At 62.3% G+C, this 20,457-nt stretch carries 16 protein-coding genes; 11 read left to right on the plus strand and 5 right to left on the minus strand.

Translation table 11 applies throughout. The features are described from left to right. Positions 1 to 20 precede the first annotated feature (20 nt). Both VGC33_RS07975 and VGC33_RS07980 read right to left on the minus strand, forming a co-directional pair. On the minus strand, positions 21 to 2,171 hold the full coding sequence (locus VGC33_RS07975) for a carbon starvation CstA family protein (RefSeq protein ID WP_331120249.1): 2,151 nt from the start codon (positions 2,169 to 2,171) through the stop codon (positions 21 to 23). Between the two features lie 170 nt (positions 2,172 to 2,341). After that, a complete protein-coding gene (locus tag VGC33_RS07980) occupies positions 2,342 to 2,914 on the minus strand; it encodes a TetR/AcrR family transcriptional regulator (protein ID WP_331120217.1) in 573 nt (190 codons plus the stop codon). 147 nt (positions 2,915 to 3,061) lie between these two features. Here VGC33_RS07980 and VGC33_RS07985 point away from each other — a divergent pair, with 147 nt between their 5' ends. Further along, positions 3,062 to 4,306, plus strand: coding sequence for an MFS transporter (locus VGC33_RS07985; RefSeq protein WP_331120218.1), 1,245 nt, complete (start codon positions 3,062 to 3,064; stop codon positions 4,304 to 4,306). Positions 4,307 to 4,444: 138 nt separating this feature from the next. Here the strand turns inward: VGC33_RS07985 and VGC33_RS07990 are convergent, their stop codons facing one another. The 3 genes from VGC33_RS07990 to VGC33_RS08000 form a co-directional block, all read right to left on the minus strand. Further along, positions 4,445 to 5,323 (minus strand): NAD(P)-dependent oxidoreductase, encoded by an 879-nt coding sequence (locus VGC33_RS07990; protein WP_331120219.1) that lies wholly within the window; start codon positions 5,321 to 5,323, stop codon positions 4,445 to 4,447. A 118-nt stretch (positions 5,324 to 5,441) separates the two neighbouring features. Then, positions 5,442 to 6,191, minus strand: coding sequence for an aspartate/glutamate racemase family protein (locus VGC33_RS07995; RefSeq protein WP_331120220.1), 750 nt, complete (start codon positions 6,189 to 6,191; stop codon positions 5,442 to 5,444). A 53-nt stretch (positions 6,192 to 6,244) separates the two neighbouring features. Then, on the minus strand, positions 6,245 to 6,973 hold the full coding sequence (locus VGC33_RS08000) for a GntR family transcriptional regulator (RefSeq protein ID WP_331120221.1): 729 nt from the start codon (positions 6,971 to 6,973) through the stop codon (positions 6,245 to 6,247). A gap of 351 nt (positions 6,974 to 7,324) precedes the next feature. Between VGC33_RS08000 and VGC33_RS08005 the strand changes: the two genes are divergently transcribed. The 10 genes from VGC33_RS08005 to VGC33_RS08050 all read left to right on the plus strand — a co-directional run bounded on the left by VGC33_RS08005 (position 7,325) and on the right by VGC33_RS08050 (position 20,433). Continuing rightward, positions 7,325 to 8,362 carry an ABC transporter substrate-binding protein gene (locus VGC33_RS08005; protein ID WP_331120222.1) on the plus strand — a complete coding sequence of 346 codons (1,038 nt, stop codon included), beginning with the start codon at positions 7,325 to 7,327 and terminating at the stop codon, positions 8,360 to 8,362. Positions 8,363 to 8,374: 12 nt separating this feature from the next. Further along, positions 8,375 to 9,196, plus strand: a complete 822-nt coding sequence (locus tag VGC33_RS08010; RefSeq protein ID WP_331120223.1) for an ABC transporter permease — start codon at positions 8,375 to 8,377, stop codon at positions 9,194 to 9,196. Positions 9,197 to 9,198: 2 nt separating this feature from the next. Continuing rightward, complete coding sequence (locus VGC33_RS08015) at positions 9,199 to 9,969, plus strand: ABC transporter ATP-binding protein (RefSeq protein WP_331120224.1); 771 nt, start codon at positions 9,199 to 9,201, stop codon at positions 9,967 to 9,969. A gap of 72 nt (positions 9,970 to 10,041) precedes the next feature. After that, positions 10,042 to 10,770: a maleate cis-trans isomerase family protein gene (locus tag VGC33_RS08020; protein WP_331120225.1), complete on the plus strand. Its 729-nt coding sequence runs from the start codon at positions 10,042 to 10,044 to the stop codon at positions 10,768 to 10,770. A 1-nt stretch (position 10,771) separates the two neighbouring features. Next, positions 10,772 to 12,205 carry a dihydropyrimidinase gene (hydA, locus tag VGC33_RS08025; protein ID WP_331120226.1) on the plus strand — a complete coding sequence of 478 codons (1,434 nt, stop codon included), beginning with the start codon at positions 10,772 to 10,774 and terminating at the stop codon, positions 12,203 to 12,205. A 173-nt stretch (positions 12,206 to 12,378) separates the two neighbouring features. Further along, entirely contained in the window at positions 12,379 to 14,427 is a 2,049-nt protein-coding gene (locus tag VGC33_RS08030) for an NAD(+) synthase (protein WP_331120227.1), read from the plus strand. A gap of 230 nt (positions 14,428 to 14,657) precedes the next feature. Further along, entirely contained in the window at positions 14,658 to 15,935 is a 1,278-nt protein-coding gene (locus tag VGC33_RS08035) for a citrate synthase (protein ID WP_331120228.1), read from the plus strand. Then, on the plus strand, positions 15,919 to 18,096 hold the full coding sequence (locus tag VGC33_RS08040; protein ID WP_331120229.1) for an ATP-dependent helicase: 2,178 nt from the start codon (positions 15,919 to 15,921) through the stop codon (positions 18,094 to 18,096). Before VGC33_RS08035 ends, VGC33_RS08040 begins: the two co-directional genes overlap by 17 nt. A gap of 81 nt (positions 18,097 to 18,177) precedes the next feature. Then, positions 18,178 to 19,566, plus strand: a complete 1,389-nt coding sequence (locus VGC33_RS08045) for a D-arabinono-1,4-lactone oxidase (RefSeq protein WP_331120230.1) — start codon at positions 18,178 to 18,180, stop codon at positions 19,564 to 19,566. A gap of 24 nt (positions 19,567 to 19,590) precedes the next feature. Next, positions 19,591 to 20,433, plus strand: a complete 843-nt coding sequence (locus tag VGC33_RS08050) for a glycosyltransferase family 8 protein (RefSeq protein WP_331120231.1) — start codon at positions 19,591 to 19,593, stop codon at positions 20,431 to 20,433. Positions 20,434 to 20,457: the final 24 nt, after the last annotated feature.

Raw genomic sequence — 20,457 nt, forward strand, 5'->3', positions numbered from 1 at the left:
GGCCGGCAAGTGATGCCGTATCAGTGGCCGCTGGAGGTGACGATACCCCCTTCCGGCACGGCGACATACGCCGTTTCCTTGTCGGTGCGCCCGGTGTTGCCGCGGGCTTGCAGCGCCGTTTTAATACCATAGAAGATTATGCTGTAGACAACAATCAGGAACAGGACGCTTAAGCCGGCATTGGTGTAGTTATTGACGACTATGTGATGCATGTTGCTAATTTGTTGTTCGGTCAGGCCGGCGCCCTGCTCGGCGATGCGGCGCTTATACAGGTTGGCCTGGTACATGAAGCCTTCCAGCTGCGGATTCTGGCTGAACAGTTTCAGTCCCAGCGCCCATGTGGTGCAAATCAGCAACCACACCGCCGGCACCACCGTCACCCAGATATAGCGGGTACGCTTCATCTTGATAAGCACCACGGTACCCAATACCAGCGCGACGGCGGCCAGCATCTGGTTGGAAATGCCGAACAGCGGCCACAGGCTTTTTACCCCGCCCAGCGGATCGACCACGCCCTGGTACAACAGATAGCCCCACAGGCCCACGCAGCCCGCGGTGCCCACCATGCCGGCCAGCAGCGAGTCGGTTTTTTTCAGGAACGGCACAAAATTGCCCAGCAGGTCCTGTAACATAAAGCGGCCGGAACGCGTGCCGGCATCCAGCGCGGTCAGGATAAACAGCGCCTCGAACAAAATGCCGAAATGATACCAGAAGCCCATATCGGCGCCCGGGATGATCTTGTTAAACACATGGGCGATGCCCACCGCCAGGGTCGGGGCGCCGCCGGCGCGGTTAAGCACCGAAGGCTCGCCGATATCCTGCGCGGTTTGCATGATTTGCTCGGGAGAGATGACAAAACCCCAGGAGCTGACGGTAGTGGCCGCATGGGCGGTAACGTCGCGCAGCGAGGACAGGATCATCGGCGCGTCCGACGTGCCCAGGCGGTGCAGGTCGGGCATGGTAATGCCGAGCGCCGACGGCGGGGTATTCATGGCGAAATACAGTCCCGGCTCGATAATCGACGCGGCCACCAGGGCCATGATGGCGACGAAGGACTCCATCAGCATCGCGCCGTAGCCGATAAAACGGGTATCGTTTTCACTGGCCAGCAGCTTGGGCGTGGTGCCGGAGGCTATCAGGGCATGGAAACCCGATACGGCGCCGCAGGCGATGGTGATAAACAGGAAGGGAAACAGCGCGCCTTTCCATACCGGGCCGGTACCGTCGATAAACTGGGTCATCGCCGGCATTTTCAGGTCGGGATTGATGATGACGATCCCCACCGCCAGGCCGATTATCACGCCGATTTTCAAAAAAGTGGCCAGGTAGTCGCGCGGAGCCAGGATAAGCCATACCGGCAGCAGGGCGGAAACAAAGGCATAGCCAATCAGGGTGTAGGTAATGGTGGTGTCTTTAAAGGTCAGCGCCGGTCCCCAGTAAGGGTCATGGGCAATCACGCCGCCGAACCAGATGGCCAGCAACAGCCCGACCACGCCGATAACCGATACCTCGCCCACCCGGCCGGGGCGCAGGAAACGCATATAAATGCCCATAAACAGCGCGATGGGCAACGTCGAGCAGACGGTAAACACGCCCCAGGGACTTTCGGCCAGCGCTTTCACCACAATCAGCGCCAGCACCGCCAGGATAATAATCATGATAAGGAAACAGCCGAACAGGGCGATGGTGCCCGGGACCGGCCCCATTTCCTCCTTGATCATTTCGCCCAGCGACACGCCGTTGCGGCGCGAGGACATAAACAGCACCATAAAGTCCTGCACCGCGCCGGCGATAACCACCCCGGCCAGCAGCCACATGGTGCCCGGCAGGTAGCCTACCTGCGCGGCCAGCACCGGGCCGACCAGCGGACCGGCGCCGGCAATGGCGGCGAAATGATGGCCGAACAGGACGTTCCTGTTGGTCGGCACATAGTTAAGGCCGTCGTTATTAACCACCGCCGGCGTTGAACGGGTCGGGTCCAGCCCCATGACGCGGGTGGCGATATACAGGCTGTAGTAGCGGTAAGCCACCAGATAAACGGCCACGGACGACACCACAATCCACAGGGCGCTGACATGCTCGCCCCGGCGCAGCGCCACCACGGCCAGGCAGCAGGCGCCGATAATGCCGATAATAAGCCAGGGAATATGCTTAAGGATATTGTTTTTCATCTTGATGCGGTCTTCTGTTGTAGGGTACATGTGCGCGTACTCTAGGACAGATTGGATGAAAAAAGAGGCAAATTATTATTAAGCGGTCATATACGCGGGCGAACGGTCAAATACGCCGGCGAACGGTTGCGCGTAGCCTCCGGCACGGCGGTCCGGCACAGAAAAAAGATTCACCCCGCGCGCCTGAAGGCGGCGCGAAGCGTATTGTCCAGCAGTCCCAGGGCATGATCGACGGAAGGCGCCGATACTGAAAACAACAGGCGATAGACCACCGGCGCCACCACCAGGTCTATCAGGGTATCGCTGTCCACTATCGCCTCGCCGCGCGCCAGGGCGCGGTCGCGGATAACATCGAGCTGCTGGCGGATAAACTCCGCGCATTTGCCGGCGTTTGCCGGCGCGGCGCAGCCGAGGATATCGCGCACTATGGCCCGGCCGGGTTCGGTTGCCATTTCATCAATATATTGTTCCAGCCACGCGCGCAGATCGCCCCGATACGCGCCGGTGTCGCGCGGCTCGCCGTCGGGACGCACCCGTTCCAGGGCGACGTCGGATAACAATTGCGCCAGATCCCCCCAGCGCCGGTAGAGGGTGGACGGCGTCACGCCCGCCAGGGCGGCGATGGCCGGCACCGTCAGTTCGCCCGGCGCTTCCCTTTGCTGTAATTCTCGTACCGCCTGGTGCACCGCCGCCTGTATGCGGGCGCTGCGCCCGCCCGGCCGGACGCCGCTTTTGTCAGCCATGGCCGATGACTCCTTGCTGCCTGATGATGATGACCGCGGGCGCCACAGGGCGTCGCTTACCACTAAAGCAAATTATTTGCGTTAGTGGCCGGCATCCTCTAGGATATGTAAAAGCAAATAATTTGCGTTTATTATACGAGCGTCGCCATGTCCAGATCAACCGTTACCGCGTCTAAACCTGCGCTGCCGGGGCGTTTCCGGCCCGAAGCGGCCGCGGCGGTGCATACCGCCACCCTGATGACCTTTTACGCCGCGTCCAGCGCCCCGACCCCGCTGTATCGGCTTTACCAGACAGCATGGGCGTTCTCGCCCATGCTGCTGACCACCATCTACAGCGCTTATGCCCTGGTTCTGCTGGCGTCGCTGCTGAGCGCCGGCGCCCTGTCGGATTATATCGGCCGGCGTCCGGTCATCGGCACGGCGCTGCTGCTGGAGCTGCTGGCCATGGGGGTTTTCCTCTGCGCCACCAGCCCCGTCTGGCTTATCGGCGCGCGGGCGCTGCAGGGATTGGCCACCGGCCTGGCGTCGGCGGCCCTGGGCGCGGCGCTGCTGGATCTGCATCATGAACGCGGCGCGCTGACCAATAGCATCGCGCCGATGACCGGCATGGCGCTGGGAGCGTTGGGCGCCAGCGCGTTGCTCCAGTTCGCGCCCGCGCCGCTGCATCTGGTCTATGCCCTGCTGCTGCTGGTGTTCGCGGCCGAAACGGCGCTGACCTGGGGCACGCCTGAAACCGCCGTCCGCCGCCACGGGGCATGGGCCTCGCTGCGGCCAAGCGTGGTGATACCCGTGCGTGCGCGCGCCGCCCTGCTGGCGGTCACGCCGATTAATGTCGCCATCTGGATGCTGGGTGGATTTTATCTGTCGCTGATGCCGTCGCTGATTGCCAAGGTGACCCACTCGTCCTCGGTCTGGTTGGGCGGGCTGGCGGTGGCGGCGCTAACGCTCAGCGGCGCCGCGGCGATTATGGTGGCGCGGCGCCGGGCTTCTTTCTCCGCGCTGCTGGCGGGCGCCGTGATGCTGGCGGCGGGCATGCTGGCGATCCTGCTGGGAGTCAACCATGGCATGGCGCCGGTGCTGCTGGCCGGTTCGGTGATCGCCGGGGTGGGATTCGGCGCGGGCTTTCTCGGCGCGCTGCGTACGGTAATGGCGCTGGCGGAGCCCGCCGAGCGGGCCGGCCTGATGGCGGCGTTTTATGTCGAATGTTATCTCGCCAACAGCCTGCCGGCCATTGCCGCCGGCTTTATGGCGCGCCGCGCCGGCCTGGTGGCGACGGCCAATATTTACGGCGCGGTCATCATCACGTTATCGCTGGCGGCGATTGCGCTGGCGCTGGTCAACCAGCGGCGCGCCCGTGCCACGGCGCTGCCGTCGTGCCCCTCGCACGGCTGATCGCGCCGCTGCCGTCATGTCCCGCGCGGCTGACCGCGCCGCTGTCATCATGTCCCGCGCGGCTGACAGCGCCGCTGCCGTCATGTCCCGCGCGGCTGACCGCGCGCGCCGGTCAGCGCCTTGCGCCGGCGGCCTGGGCTATTTTTTCATGCCCAGATAGCGGTACACCACCGCCAGATCCTGCTCGCCCAACCCCGCCTCCACCGCTTCGCTCCATACGCCGGCAATGGCGCGCAGGCCCGGCATGGCGCGGTCTCCGGCGGCGTCCAGCGCCAGATTGGCGTCCTTGAGCGCCAGCGACAGCTGCATTTGCGGCGGGTAGTCGTCGGCCTTGATCATGGCGAGTTTATTTTTCACATACGGCGCCGCCAGCGGGCCGCCTTCCAGCGCGTCCCAGAAATTATCCGGCGTAAATCCCAGTTCCCGCGCCAGAGAGGCGCTCTCGGCCATGCCCTGCATCATGGCTATCAGCCAGGCGTTGACCACCAGCTTCATACGCGCGCCGGTGCCGGCGGCGCCCAGCCATTGCGTGCCCCTGGCGATGGCGGCGAATACCGGCTCGACGGCGGCGGCGCGCGCGCGATCGCCGCCGGCCAGCACGGTTATCTGCGCGTTTTCGGCCGGTGTCTTGGTGCCGGATACCGGCGCGTCGATAAACACCACGTCCGGACGCGCCGCGCCGACCGCCCGATAGAGACGGTCGGTGGACGGGACGCCGATAGTGCCCATCTGCGCCAGGATCGCGCCCGTTTTCAGGCCGGCCAGTATGCCGTCCCCACCGGTTATCACCGCTTCGGTGGCCGCCGCGTCCGTAAGCATGACGATGACCACATCGGCGTCCCCAACCGCCTGTAGCGGCGAATCACACAATACCATGCCCGCCGCCGCCAGATCCTCGCCGCGCCCCCGGCTGCGGTTCCAGCCGCGGACGCTAAAGTTTTTCTTGAGCAGGTTGGCGGCAAAAGCATGGCCCATGGCGCCCAGGCCAAGCACGGCTACGACGGGTAGATTATTCATGATTAAAATCCTTATGGCTTGAAAGATAAAAAATGATTGGGGCGATAACCTGGCCGCACATCGGCGCCGGCACGGCGTAATCCCGGCGAGCCGAGGGCGTTTAACGCTCCGCCCCGGACTATGGCCGGCCCGCGTCCAGCAGCGCCTGGAGACCCACAGGCAACCCAAGATGCGCTTTTACCGGCGGATGCGCAAAGCTCCCCTGCGACGCGCCGCCCGCCTGAAGACGGAATAAGGTTTCGGCCTGGCATACCCCGCTTGACACCCCGTCAACCACCGGTACCGGAAGCTGCCCCTTCAGGCCGCGCGCCAGCCCCGCCAGCGGCGCGCCGGCAAGGATAAGCACATCCGCGCCGTCGCGTTCCACCGCCAGGCGGCTGAGCGCCAGCAGGCGATCGGCGTAATCCTGCTGCACCGTGCCGGGGTCGTGTAAAGGATGATCCAGGTAGCGGATGGACGCCAGCCGCGCAAGTAACCCGTTGCGGTCGACGCATTCCCGATACCAGGCGGTAATGCGCCGGGAGATGGCGATAACGCCGATACGCTGTCCCAGTTGGGCGGCGGTCATCAGCGCGGCTTCCGTCATGCCGGTCACCGGCACGTCCAGCACCTCTTTCAGCGCCATAAGGCCGGGATCGCCAAAGGCCGCAATCAGCAGGGCGTCATAATGGCCGAGGCGCTCACCGGCAAGGCTTGCCGCCGCGTGCGCCCCCAGCATGGCCTCGAACCGGGTTTCAATATAGGCCACGCCGCTGCGGGCGGTGGCCATTTCGATACGGGTATCCGGGGCGGCCGCGCGGCGGGCTTCCGCCTCGATAAGGTCGGTAACGCCGCGAGAAATATTGGGATTGATAATCAGCAGTCTCATTCAGGCTCCAAGGGGGGCGCGCAACCCGGCCGGCCGTCGCTTACGGCGGTCCATTATCCAAAAATCGCGTCCAGATCGACGTCGGTATTCTCCGGCAACGACAGGTCCAGCGTCGCCTCGATATGATCAAGATGACTGAGCATCAGCTCGCTGGCCCTATCCATTTCACCCCGCTCCATGGCCATGATGATATCGGTGTGCTCATGATTCGGACAGGCCGGGACATTGGGGGAATCGTAAAGCAGGATAATCAGGCAGGTAATCGAAGCCAGTTCGCGCATCAGTTTAATCAGCGGCGGACTGGCCACCATTTCGGCTATCAGCAAATGAAACTCGCCCGACAGGCGAATCACCGCGCGTTTATCGCCGCTTTCACGGGCCGCCCGCTCGCGGGCCACGTGGGCATCCAGGCGCTTAAGGTCTTTTTTATCCCCGCGCGCGGCCAGGCTGCGGATCAACGCCGGCTCAAGGATCCGCCGCGCCTGGAACACATGCCGCGCTTCTTCTACCGACGGACTGGCGACAAAGGCGCCGCGATGGGGGATGGTGGTCACGATGCCTTCATAGGCCAGGCGCGCCAGCACCTCGCGGATGCGCGTACGGTTAACCTTGAATACGCCGGCGAGCTTTTCTTCCACCAGCCGGGTGCCGGGTATCAGCCGGTGCTCCATCACAGCGGTAAAGATGCGCTCATAAATCGCGTCCAGCTTATCCGCTGTGCCCAGTATTTGTTCGGTACTCCGTACCTTACGGCCGCCCGCAGGATCTTTTTCACTAAACACGTTAAGTTGTCCAACAGGTTAAACATCGCTCTGAGAGCAGTATCTCTTAAAATTGTCACAAAACAAAGGGGGATTGTGAAAGAAGATTGTCACGATCCAGAATGACGCATCGCACCAAAATGTTGCACCACTATCGGCCATAAAACGGTTATAAAACGTCAACCGGACCGACCAGGCACGGATTCCGGCCGATTTCTTCAACCGTGGAATCGCGCATAAATCGTCGTGCCGGCGCAGGTTGTCCCGGCGTTGTCGGCGCGGGCGGTAAAAACAGTCACAAACCTGGCATATGTATTGCAGCTACTTTGTCACAATATTTTATTTAATAGTGACAATTGGAGATCGATCGTTATGTCATTTTTCCCCTTCCTGACCCATATTACCCGACGCGGGGCGGCCCTTGTCTTGGCGCCCGCGCTGCTTTGCGCCGCCCTGACCGGCCCGAGCCGGGCTGATGAGGCGGCGCCGATCAAGCTCGGCTATTCAAAATGCGCGCACTGCACGCCATTATCGCTGACGCCTCAGTACGCCACCGGCGTCAAGATAGACGCCATCTCATTCAACACCGGCAACGACGTGCTGACCGCGCTGCTGTCGAAAAGCATTGATGTCGCCCAGGTCACCTATCTTCATTACGCTACCGCGCTGGATAAAGGTTTTGCCATTGTCGGTATTTCCGGGCAGATCAACGGCGGCTCGCAAATCCTGATCGGCAACAGCCTGCCGGTGGCCGCCGGCGATTGGGAGGGTCTGAAAAACCTGATCGCGCAGTATAAAAAGGAGGGCAAACCCTTTCGCGTCGCCGCGTCGCGCGGCAACGCCCAGGACCTCCATATGCGCGGCGCCTTTGCCGTCCACGGTATAGACGTGAATAAAGATGTCCAGTTCATCAATATTCCCAACCCGTCCGATCATGTGCAGGCGCTGCGTCGCGGCGAAGTAGAGCTGATTACCTCGGTCGACCCGTTCGCCACCCAAATCCGTGAAGTGAAGGCGGCTAAATTTTTCGCCTTTCCCTATGACCAGGCGGCCGGCAAGCTCACCAACCTGATCGTCACCCGTCCGGATGTCATCGAGTCCAACCGCCGAGGGGTGCTGGAAACGGTGCGCGCCATCGTCAAGGTAAACGATCTGATGGCCGCCAATCAGCCGCTGTTCGTCGACACCATTCAGAAAGTGACCGGGCTGGATAAAACCATCGCCGCCGGCGCGGTACAAAATCTCTATCCGGATTACAAAATGTACCGCGCCTCGGCGGTAGCCATCGCCACCATGATGCGCCAGCTGAAATACATTAACGGCGACGTGACGGCGGCGGTGGAAAAAAACCTGGACTACAGCTTTCTGGAAGAGGTCACCGGCAAGCCAAAAACCGATCTTGGCTATTGAGGGGATGAGCGCATGCGCACTTCCATTATGAGTCGTTTATATCACCGGCTGGAACGGGGCATCGTGCCGGTGCTGGCGGTCGGCGGGTGGGAGCTGTTTTCCCGTTCGGGGATCCTGCCCCCCGCCTTGTTGCCGGCGCCGTCGCAGGTGATGATCGCCTGGCTGGACTGGATTTTTCATACCGACGGCAATACCCAGAGCTACTCCGGCCGCTGGATTTGGGATATCACCGCCAGCGCGCTGCGGGTCTTTTCCGGCTTTTTGCTGGCGACATCGCTTGGCGTGGCGATCGGCATGGCCATCGGCTGGTCGCGGCGCATGGAAAACCTGTTCGAGCCGCTGTTGCAGATGCTGCGGCCGATACCGCCGGTATCCTGGATCCCGCTGGCGATTATCTGGTTCGGCATCGCCGATAAGCCGGCCATTTTCCTGGTATTCATGGGGGCGTTCTTCCCCGTGCTGCTCAGCACCATCCACGGCGTAAAATCCTGCGATCGCAATCTGCTGCGGGCGGGCGCCATGACCGGCGGCACCCCGGCCAAGCTGCTGCTGTACATTGTGTTCCCGGCGGCGCTGCCCAGCATCTTTTCCGGGTTACGCATCGCCATCGGCTCGGCCTGGATGCTGACCGTGACCGCCGAGATGGTGGCGGTGAAAAGCGGCGTGGGTTATGTGCTGTGGGATTCTTATTATTTCCTGCGTTACGACATCGTCATCGCCGCAATGGTCAGCATCGGATTGCTGGGGTATTTAAGCGATATGATGATAAAAACGATAGCCGCGCGCGTGCTGCGCTGGCAAAACGGATCCATCCTGCGGACAAGGGAGGGTTAACCATGGCGCTTATCAGTATCAGCGGCGTTTCCAGGGTGTTTGACGATCCCAAGCGTCATGCCGGCGTGATCGCGCTCGAGGGGATTAACCTTGAGGTGAAGCGCAACGACTTCCTCTGCCTGCTCGGCCCCAGCGGCTGCGGCAAATCCACGCTGCTTAACATGATTGCCGGGTTTGATCATCCTTCCGCCGGCACGGTCAGCGTAGGCGGGCAGGCCGTTAGCCGGCCGGGCGCGGATCGCGGCGTGGTGTTCCAACAGGCCAACCTGATGCCCTGGCTGCCGGTATGGGAGAACGTGGCGTTCCATTTAAAGATGACCGGCGTCGGCAAGGCCACCCGGCGTGAAAAGTCACAGAAATTTATTGATATGGTGGGATTGACCGGTTTTGAAAACGCCTTTCCCAGCGAACTGTCGGGCGGCATGAACCAGCGCGTCGGCATTGCCCGCGCGCTGTTGATGAACCCCGAGGTTATCCTGATGGACGAGCCGTTCGGCGCGCTTGACGAGCAAACCAAAATGGATATGCACGGCGAACTCATCCGCATCTGGCGCGAAAGCAAAAGCACCATTGTTTTTGTCACTCACGGCATAGACGAGTCGCTGGCGCTGGGTACCCATGTCGCCGTGATGTCGGCGCGTCCCGGCCGGATCCGCGAACTGATGCCCATCGACCTGGCGCGGCCGCGCGACCCGACCAGCCCGGCGTTTAACGACTATAAGCGCCATATCCTCTCGCTGCTGCGCCCGGAAAACGCGGCTGAGCCGGTATAGAACAACCGACCGCGACGCCGGCCGCCATCGCGCGCCGCCGGCGGATTTTTGTCACGCTATTGTGGAATAATGATGAAACAAAAACGCATTCGCCTTGGAATATTGACGCCGTCGTCCAATACGGCGCTTGAACCCCTGACCCAGGCGCTGGTGGCCGGCTTGCCGGAGGTCAGCGTGCATTTCGCCCGTTTCCCGGTCACCGAAATCGCCCTGAGCGCCGACGCCCTGGCCCAGTTCCGGCATGAGCCGATTATCGCGGCGGCGCGGCTGCTGGCCGACGCCCATGTCGACGCCATCGGCTGGAGCGGCACATCGGCAGGCTGGCTGGGTTTTGCCGCGGACGAGGCGTTGTGCCGGGAAATTTCCGCCGCCACCGGCGTGCCCGTCGCCACCTCGGTGTTGGCGCTCAACAAGGCGTTGGCCGCGTTCGGCATCCGGCGTCTGGCGCTGGTGTCACCTTATCTTGCCGACGTGCAGGCGAAAATTATCGCCAATTATGCCGCCTTCGGCATCGATATGCACACGGAGAGCCATCTGTCGTTAAGCGAGAATTATGCCTTCGGCCTGGTGGATGAGGCCACCCTGGACCGTCAGGTGGCCGACGTGGCGGCCGGCGGCGCGCAGGCGATCGCCACTTTTTGCACCAATCTGCGCGCCGCGCCGCGCGTGGCGTACTGGGAACAGCGCTACCGGCTACCGGTGTTTGATAGCGTCATCACCGTGGTCTGGGACTTGCTGCGCCAGTGCGGCGTGGATACCCGTCGTATTACCGGCTGGGGCCGGTTATTTCAGGAGGCTTGACATGCAGTCGTTCGATACGGTTATCCGTAATGCCCGGGTGGTCACCGCCGCCGACGAATTCCACAGCGATATCGGTATCCTGGACGGGCGCATCACGGCGCTCGCCGTCGGCCTGCCCGCGGGCGCCAGGGAAATCGACGCCGCCGGCCGTTATGTCACGCCCGGCGGCATCGACAGCCACGTGCATTTTGATCAGCCCACCGGCGACGGCTCGGTCATGGCGGATGATTTTTTCAGCGGCACCACCTCCGCCGCCTGCGGAGGAACCACCACCGTGATCCCCTTCGCCTGCCAGCAGAAAGGCCAGTCGTTGCGCGCGGCGGTTGACGATTACCATCGCCGCGCCGGCGACAAGCCGGTTATCGATTACGCTTTCCATCTGATTGTTACCGATCCCACGCCACAGGTGTTGCGTGACGAGCTGCCCGCGCTTATCAATGAAGGCTATACCTCGTTTAAAATCTATATGACCTATGACGCGCTAAAGCTCAGCGACCGCGAAATCCTGGAAACCCTGTCGGTGGCCCGGCGCGAGGGGGCCATGGTCATGGTGCATGCCGAAAACAGCGACTGTATCGCCTGGCTTACCGAACGCTTGCTGGCGGCGGGTTTAACCCTGCCGCGCCACCACGCCGCGTCCAGGCCGATGCTGGTGGAACGGGAGGCCACCCATCGCGTCATCGCCCTGGCGGAACTGGTGGATGTGCCCATTCTGGTGGTGCATGTCTCGGGACGCGAATCGGTGGATCAGATCCGCCAGGCGCAAAACCTGGGCCTGAAGGTTTATGCCGAAACCTGCCCGCAGTATCTGTTCCTGACCGCCGACTCGCTGGGCTGCGACGAGGGTTTCGAGGGGGCGAAATGCATCTGCAGCCCGCCGCCGCGCGACGCGGCCAATCAGCAGGTAATATGGGACGGTCTGGCGAGCGGCGCCTTTGCCGTCTTCTCCTCCGATCATGCGCCGTTCCGCTATCACGGACCGGACGGCAAGCGCGCCCACGGGGATAACGCCACCTTTGATCGGGTGGCCAACGGCATTCCCGGCGTGGAAACCCGCATGGCCCTGCTGTGGTCGGAAGGCGTGCGCCGGGGGCGGATTACGCCGCAGGACTTCGTGGCGCTGACCGCCACCAACGCCGCCAGGCTCTACGGCCTTTATCCGCGCAAAGGCAGTATCGCCATCGGCGCCGACGCCGATCTGGTGATTTGGGATGAGGGCGCGGACCGGGTACTGGATAACGCCATGCTGCATCATAACGTGGATTACACGCCCTATGCGGGCATGTGCCTGAGCGCCTGGCCCGCCATGACGTTATCGCGCGGCGATGTGGTGTGGGACGGCCAGCCGCGCGGCGCCGCCGGCCGCGGGCAGTTCCTGCCCTGCCGGCGTCCGGATCCCGCCAGACCGCGCCGCCGCGCCGCCGAACTGCCTTAGCGATTCTTAATCCCTTGCCGGCGCGGTCCACACTTCCCCCGGCTTGCGGAAAAAGGGAAACATTGACGGGGTGGGCGGGAGCGGCCAACCAGCCATTGCCGAACCGGCGCCCTCTTCTGCTATAGTTGCTTTTATCTGCGATGGCCGGCCGCCCAACGGGAGAAGACCCCTTTATGCCAAACAATTTCCATTCCCTCTATCAGCATGGTTTCGCCCGCGTGGCGGCCTGCACCCTGCCCTGCGCGCTGACCGAGCCGTCGGTCAACGCCCGGGCCGTCGCCGAAGCCGCCGCCGGGCTTGACGCCAGGGGCGTGGCGCTGGCTATTTTCCCGGAATTGTCGTTATGCGGTTATTCCATAGAAGACCTGTTGTTACAGGATGTGCTGCTGGACGCGGTGGAGCGCGCGGTCGCGGAACTTATCGCCGCGACCGCCGGTCTGGCGCCGGTGCTGGTGGTCGGCGCGCCGCTGCGCCACGCGGGCCGGGTGTACAACACCGCGCTGGTGCTGCACCGCGGCCACCTGCTGGGGGTGGTGCCGAAGTCCTACCTGCCCACCTACCGGGAATTCTACGAGCGCCGGCAGTGCGCGCCGGGCGATATGGCGCGCGGCACCCTGTTGCTGGCCGGACAGGAGGCGCCTTTCGGTCCTGACCTGCTGTTTTGCGCGCGGGATGTGCCGGGATTTGTGCTGCACGTGGAGATCTGCGAGGATTTCTGGGTGCCGATCCCGCCGAGCGCCGAGGCGGCGCTGGCCGGCGCCACGGTGCTGGCCAATCTGTCCGGCAGCCCGATTACCATCGGGCGCGCGGATACCCGCCGTCAGCTGTGCCGCTCACAATCCACGCGCTGTCTCGCCGCCTATTTGTACGCCGCGGCGGGCACCGGCGAATCCACCACCGAAGTGGCGTGGGACGGCCAATGCGTGATTTATGAAAACGGCAGCCTGCTGGCGGAAACCGAACGCTTCGCCGTGACGGGACAAAGCGCGGTGGCGGATATCGATCTGGACCTGCTGCGCCAGGAGCGGATGCGCATGGGCACCTTCGACGATAACCGCCGTACCCATGAAGCGCGGGTCGGCGCGTTTCGCCGGATTTCCTTCGAACTGGCGCCCCCCGCCGGCGATATCGGCTTTGAGCGCCGGGTGGAACGTTTCCCTTTTGTGCCCGCCGACCGGGATCTGCTGGCGCAAGACTGTTACGAAGCCTATAACATCCAGGTCGCCGCCCTGGCGCAGCGCATCACCGCCACCGGTATCAAACGGCTGGTGATCGGCGTTTCCGGCGGACTGGATTCCACCCAGGCGCTGATCGTAATGGCCAAGGCGGCGGATCGCCTTGGGCTGCCGCGCGAGAACATCATCGCCTGCGCGCTGCCCGGTTTCGGCACCAGCGCCGGCACGCATGCCAACGCGGCAAACCTGATTAAAGCCCTCGGCGTAACCCACCGCGAAATCGATATCCGTCCGGCGGCGACGCGCATGCTTGAGGATATCGGCCATCCCTATGGCCGCGGCGAGAAGGTCTATGACGTCACATTCGAGAATGTCCAGGCCGGGCTGCGCACCGATTACCTGTTCCGCCTGGCCAATCACGAAAACGCCATGGTGGTGGGCACCGGCGATCTGTCCGAAATGGCGCTCGGCTGGTGTACCTACGGCGTCGGCGACCAGATGTCCCATTACCATATCAACGCCGGGGTGCCCAAGACCCTGATCCAGCATCTGATCCGCTGGGTTATCTCCTCCGGCCAGTTCGGGGCGCCGGTGGCGGCCACGCTTGACGCCATCCTGGCGACGGAAATCTCGCCGGAGCTGGTGCCCGCCGACGCCGCCGGCGCGCTGCAAAGCACCGAATCCCTTATCGGCCCCTACGATCTGCAGGATTTCACGCTGTTCTATACCCTGCGCTACGGCTTCCGGCCGTCTAAAATCGCCTTTATGGCGCTGCACGCCTGGGGGGATGCCGCCGCCGGCGACTGGCCGCCGGGTTTTCCGCTGGAGAAACGCCGCGCCTATCCGCTGGCGGAAATACGCCGCTGGCTGAACGTGTTCCTGGTGCGTTTTTTCACCCTGAGCCAGTTTAAGCGTTCGGCCTCGCCCAACGGGCCGAAGGTGACCGCCGGCGGCAGCCTGTCGCCGCGCGGCGATTGGCGCGCGCCCTCGGACGGCAACGCCCGGATCTGGCTCGAGGAGCTGGAGGCCCGGGTGCCGAAGCAATAAGCCGACGGCACGCCAGGCCGCACTGCCGGCGCGGTGAGTCCCGCGCCTCATCATGCGGCGCCGGTTTGCGCTATCCTTTCCGCGCGACGGCATGGGTTAATTCAGCTACGCTTATTTCCGCTCTGGTCAAGTCCGCGCCACGCGAGTAATGTGAAATCATTAGACCCTGGTGCTATACGGGCGCGCATCGCATTTATTTTTTCATTTACATCCAGGCTGGAGACTTCAACATGACCGAGAACAAAGCCACCCTCGCGCTTGACGCGCAACGATCCGTCGAACTGGATTTCAATGCCGGCTCCTATGGCCCCGCGGCCCTGGATATCAGCCCGTTTCGCAGCGAAGAGCTGTATACCTACGACCCGGGATTCGTCAATACCGCCGGCTGCGAGTCGGCCATCACCTATATAGACGCGCGCAACAGCATCCTGCTGCACCGGGGTTTTCCGGTCGACCAGTTGGCCGAGCACTGCACCTTTCCCGAGGTCAGCTATATCCTGTTGCACGGTCAGGCGCCGTCCCGGGAAGAATATGACCGTTTTACCGATTCCATTACGCGCCATACCATGATCCACCAGCAGATGACGCGCATGCTAAGCGGCTTTCGCCGCGATTCGCATCCCATGGCGCTGATGTGCGCGGTGGTGGGGGCGCTGGCGGCCTTCTATCATGATGCGCTGGACGTGGGCAAACCGCAGGATCGGGAACTGGCGGCGCTGCGGCTGCTGGCGAAAATGCCCACCGTGGCGGCCATGTGCTACAAATACACCATTGAGCAGCCGTCGGTCTATCCGCGCAATTCCCTGTCCTACACCGGTAACTTCCTGCATATGCTGTTCGCCATCCCGGCGGAACGGTACGAAGTGAATCCGGTGCTTGAGCGGGCCATGAACCGCATCCTGATTTTGCACGCCGACCACGGCCAGTGCCCGTCCACCACCACGGTCAGGACCGCGGGATCCTCCGGCGCCAATCCGTTCGCCTGTATCGCCGCGGCGCTGGCGTCCATGTGGGGACCGCTGCATGGCGGCGCGAATGAAGCCTGTATGCGCATGCTCGAGGAGATAAGCACCGTCGATCGCATCCCGGCGTTTGTCAATCGGGCGAAAGATCGCCATGACTCCTTCCGGCTGATGGGCTTCGGCAACTCCATCTACCACCATTTCGATCCCCGGGCCGCCATCCTGCGCAAAACCTGCCATGAAGTGCTCAACGCGCTGGGCATGGAAGACAACCTGCTGCAGGTGGCCATGGAGCTTGAGCATATCGCGCTGACCGATGCGTTCTTCCTGGAAAACAAGCTTTATCCCAGCGCGGATTTCTATACCGCCCTGATCCTCAAGGCCATGGGGCTGCCGTCCTCCATGTTTACGGTGATTACCGCCGTGGGACGCACCACCGGCTGGATTGCCCATTGGAATGAAATGCACAGCCAACCGCTGAAAACCTGCCGACCGCGCCAGGTCTACACCGGTGAGGAACGCCGTGACTTTGTCTCCCGACTCTGACGCCGGCGGCGCGGCGGCGGCGGCCGACCCGCTCGATGCCCTTAATCCCGAACAGCGCCAGGCGGTGGTCACCACCGAGGGCGCGTTACGGGTTATCGCCGGCGCCGGCACCGGCAAAACCCGCACCCTGACGGAGCGATATTGCTACCTGGTATCCCGGCTCGGCATTGCGCCCAGAAATATCATGTGCGTCACCTTTACCAACCGGGCGGCCAATGAAATGAAGCGGCGGGTGCGCGCCGTGCTGGGCGACCGGGATCTGGGCACCATCTGCACGTTTCACGCTTTTTGCGTGCAATTGCTGAAAGAAGACATCCATCTGCTCAACTATCCACGCAATTTTATTATCCTCGACATGGAGGATCTCAAGCAGATGCTGCTGAGAATATTTGCCGATATGGGCCTGACGCTGCGCGATACCACGGTAAAACGCACCCTGGACGAGGTGCTGGAAGCCAGAAAACTGCACGCCACCACCTATATCGACGATATTTATCAGTTAAACAACGAGCAGTTGAAGGCGCGCTTCGCTAACGCCTGCGATCGCGACGAGGAAATCTTCCTGCGCTATCTGTACGAGCAGAAAAAGTGCTTTGGCTGCGATTTTAATGATTTGATTAACTTCGCCACCTGGATCCTGGAGAAGTTTCCCGCCGTGCGGCAAAAATGGCAGGACCGGATGCAGTACGTGATGGTGGACGAGTTCCAGGACGTCAGCAAGCGCCAGTACAAACTGGCCAGGCTGCTGGCGGGCAAGCACGGCAACCTGTTTATTGTCGGCGATCCCGACCAGACCATCTATTCCTGGCGCGGTTCCCATCTGCGCCTGTTCCTGGATTTCGATCAGGCCTATCCGGGAGCGGAAACCATCGCCCTCGGCGCCAACTATCGCTCGACGCCGGAAATCCTGGCCGCCTCCAACTGCCTGATTGAAAAAAATACCGTCAGGTTTCCCAAGACGCTGCAGGCGGTAAAGCCCGGCGGCTGGCGGCCGCGTTATTTTCACGCCAAAAGCGATAGGCTGGAGGCGGAATGGATCGCCGGCGAAATTGCCCGCCTGCGCAATACCGGCGTACCGTCAAACCATATCGCCGTTTTGTACCGCGCCCATTACCTGACCCGCGCCCTGGAAGAGCGGTTTATCGCCGGCGGCGTGCCTTACAAGATACTCAGCGGCGTCGAGTTTTACGGCCGGCGGGAAATCAAGGATGTCATCTGCTATCTGCGCATGGTGACCGCCGGCGACGACGTGGCCTTCCTGCGCACCGTCAATCTGCCGGCGCGCAAATTCGGCAAAAAACGGCTGGCGACGCTTGCCGCTTATGCCGAACAGCGCAATCTGTCCCTGTACCAGGCGCTGAAGGAGAATCTGGAGACGGCACTGGTCACCGGCACCCAGGTCAGGCGTTATGTGGACGCCATTGAGCAGGTGCGGGCGCGGCGCGCCGCGTGGACGCCCGGCGATGCCCTGCAGGCGCTGCTGGATTTAAGCGGCTATGAAGCCTTTTTGCGTTTGCAGGGCGATCAGGAGCGGCTGGATAACCTGGCGGAGCTTAAACGCGCGGTGCAGGACGAGGGCGAGGATGAAGAGGCGACGCTTGAGGATTTTCTGGCCAGGATTGCGCTGTTCACCAGCCTGGATAATGAAGCCGGGACCGAGCAGGTCAGGCTGATGACCATTCACGGCGCCAAGGGCGCGGAATTTCCCTATGTGTTTATCTGCGGTCTGAACGAAGGGGTGTTTCCCGGACGCAAGATAAGCTCCGCCGAAGAAATGGAGGAGGAGCGGCGCCTGGCCTATGTCGCCATGACCCGCGCCATGGACGGGCTGTATCTGAGCGACTCGGAAGGGGTGGCCCATGACGGTATCTTTAAATATCCCTCGCGGTTTATCTTTGACGCCGGCAGCGGGAACCTGGAGTTTGAGGTGCCGCTGGATCAGGCGCTGATGAGCGGCGGGCAAAACGGGATAACGCCGCACGCCGCGACGCACGCCGGCGCGTCCCGTTTTCAGGCGGGCGATCGGGTGTCTCATGGCGTTTTTGGCGGCGGCACCGTTATCGCGGTCGACCGGTATGACAGCGCCTATTCAATTAAATTCGACGGGCTGCCCACCGAACGCAGCATCCAGTTCAGCGCGCCGCTGGCCCGGCTGGAATAGGCCCGGCGTAAGGCCGGGTCTATGGGCCTGGGCTACAATAAACATTAAAACCTCTAGTGAGATTGCAAAAGGAGTGCATTGTTGGACAACGCCGAAGATCAATTTCCCTTAAGACAAACTCAACCGGTAGACGGCGATCCTCAGGTCTGGAACTGGGCGCAAAACGCCACCCTGGGTCCACGCGGGCACGTACGCCGGCCGGCAAGCGAAACGGAGCTGCAAACGCTGGTTGCCGGTGCGCGCGGAAAAATCAGGGTAATGGGCAGCAGGCTGTCCACCGGCAGCCTGCTGCGCGCCGACGGACCGCTGGACATGCTGCTGGACGCCGGCCATATGCAGGGGCTTATCCATTCAAGCCATGATACGGTGACCTTTGCCGCGGCCACCCGGCTGCAGCAGGTCTACCAAACCCTGACGGCAATGGGCCGCATGCTGCCCTCATCCCCCGGCGTCATCGCGCTGCAAACCCTGGCCGGCGCCATGGCCACCGGCACCCACGGCCAGGGCCTGCGGCAAAGCTCCATTGCCGATGAGGCGCTGCATATCCGCATGGTGCTGGCCGACGGCAGCATAGCCGGGTTCGACCGCGATCATCCGTATTTTGGCGCCGCGCAGCTGGCGCTGGGCATCCTGGGCGTGGTGACCGAAGTGACGCTGCGCACGGTGCCGGCGACGCTGTTTACCTGTTTCAAAAGCGCCTGCGGCGCCGGCGAGCTTGAATCCCTGCTGTACGACTGGAACGAAGGGTATCCGCTGAGCAAGGCCTGGTGGTTTCCCGAGGAGGATAAAGTCCACGTCTGGTCCGCCCGCGAGGCGAATGACGCCGAGGAAAAACGCTACCGGGAAAACGGCGGCCGCACCGTCTCGCTGTCCGCCGGCGATCAATCCATGAACGCCACGGTGGATCGCACGCTGGGCCATATGCGCAATGACACCAAAATCCTGGGCCGCGACGGCACGCCGTTTAAAACCGTCGCCCGTTTCAAGGACTTTTCCGATGTCACCGGCGACGTCTATCAGCTGTTTTGCCGGGGTATCGCCACGCCGCAGATCAATATCGAAATCGGTATTCCCTTCAGCCGCGCCGGCGAGGTGATTCACAAGATAAAACGCTGGTACCGGCAGACGCGCCCCCATATGCATTACCCGGTGATCCTGCGTTGCACCGGCCCCTCGAACGCCTGGCTCAGTCCCGCTTACGGCGAGGCCACCTGCTTTTTTGGTTTTGTGGTGTATTACGCCGAGGACGGCACGCTGTCGCGCGACGGGGTGGACTTTCTCAACGAGGTGGAGAAATTGCTGGCCGATGAGGGCGGACGGCCACATTGGGGTAAATATTATCATCCCCATCTTTATCAATGGGGTGAACGTTACCCAAGGTGGGAACAGTTTCGCCAGGCAAAAGCCGCGTTGGATCCGCGGGGAAAATTCACCAACGCGTTTATCGCGGATATCTTTACGCCGGATTAGGGTGATATGAACTGGGGAGGGACGATGAAAGCCTGGATTACCTTATTGACCGATCCCGCCTATCTGGCGGGGGTCAGGACGCTGCACCAATCATTAAAACAGACGCATACGCGTTATCCGCTGGTGGTGATGGTGACCGGGGCGATAGATAAGCCCACCCGCGACAGCTTGGCGGCCGAGGGCTGCGACGTGCGCGCCATTACGCCGCTTCGCCCGCGGGACGGCGTGGCCGGCGGCTATGCCTATGCCCGTTTTGCCGAGGTGTGGAGCAAGCTGTGCGCCTGGCGTCTCACCGGGTTTACCCGTCTGGTGCTGCTCGACGCCGATATGCTGGCGCTTCAGAATATGGATGAGCTGTTTGAGTTGCCCCTGCGGGCGGGCGGGATCGCCGCCTGTCACGCCTGCCGGTGCAATCCCAACCATATCGCCACCTATCCGGCAAGCTGGGTGCCGGCAAACTGTTATTATACCTACGGCGACAGCCCCGCGCGGCTGCCCGCGGAATTTTCGCCTTATTTCAATTCGGGCATTATCGTGTTGACCCCCGACGAAACAACCTATGCCGAACTGGCCGGGCGGGTGGCGGCCATCACCGATCTCGCCGCGTTCCCCTTTCCGGAGCAGGATTTGCTGAACGCCTATTTCCAGGGACGCTGGCAGGCATTGCCGTACGGCTATAACGCCCTGAAAACGCTCGCGGTACACCACGCGGACCTCTGGGATATCAAGCAGGTCAAAAATCTGCATTTTATCCTCGACAAGCCGTGGCAATACCCTCCGGAGCAGCCCGGCGCCCGGCGGGATCCGTATTTCCCCCTGGTAAGCCTCTGGTGGCAAACCTACCGCACGCTTGCGGTAAACGGGTGATGCCCCGCCGCCGCCCCTCCCGGA

It is taken from the genome of Acerihabitans sp., from assembly GCF_036398755.1.
Classification (GTDB): domain Bacteria; phylum Pseudomonadota; class Gammaproteobacteria; order Enterobacterales; family Enterobacteriaceae; genus Acerihabitans.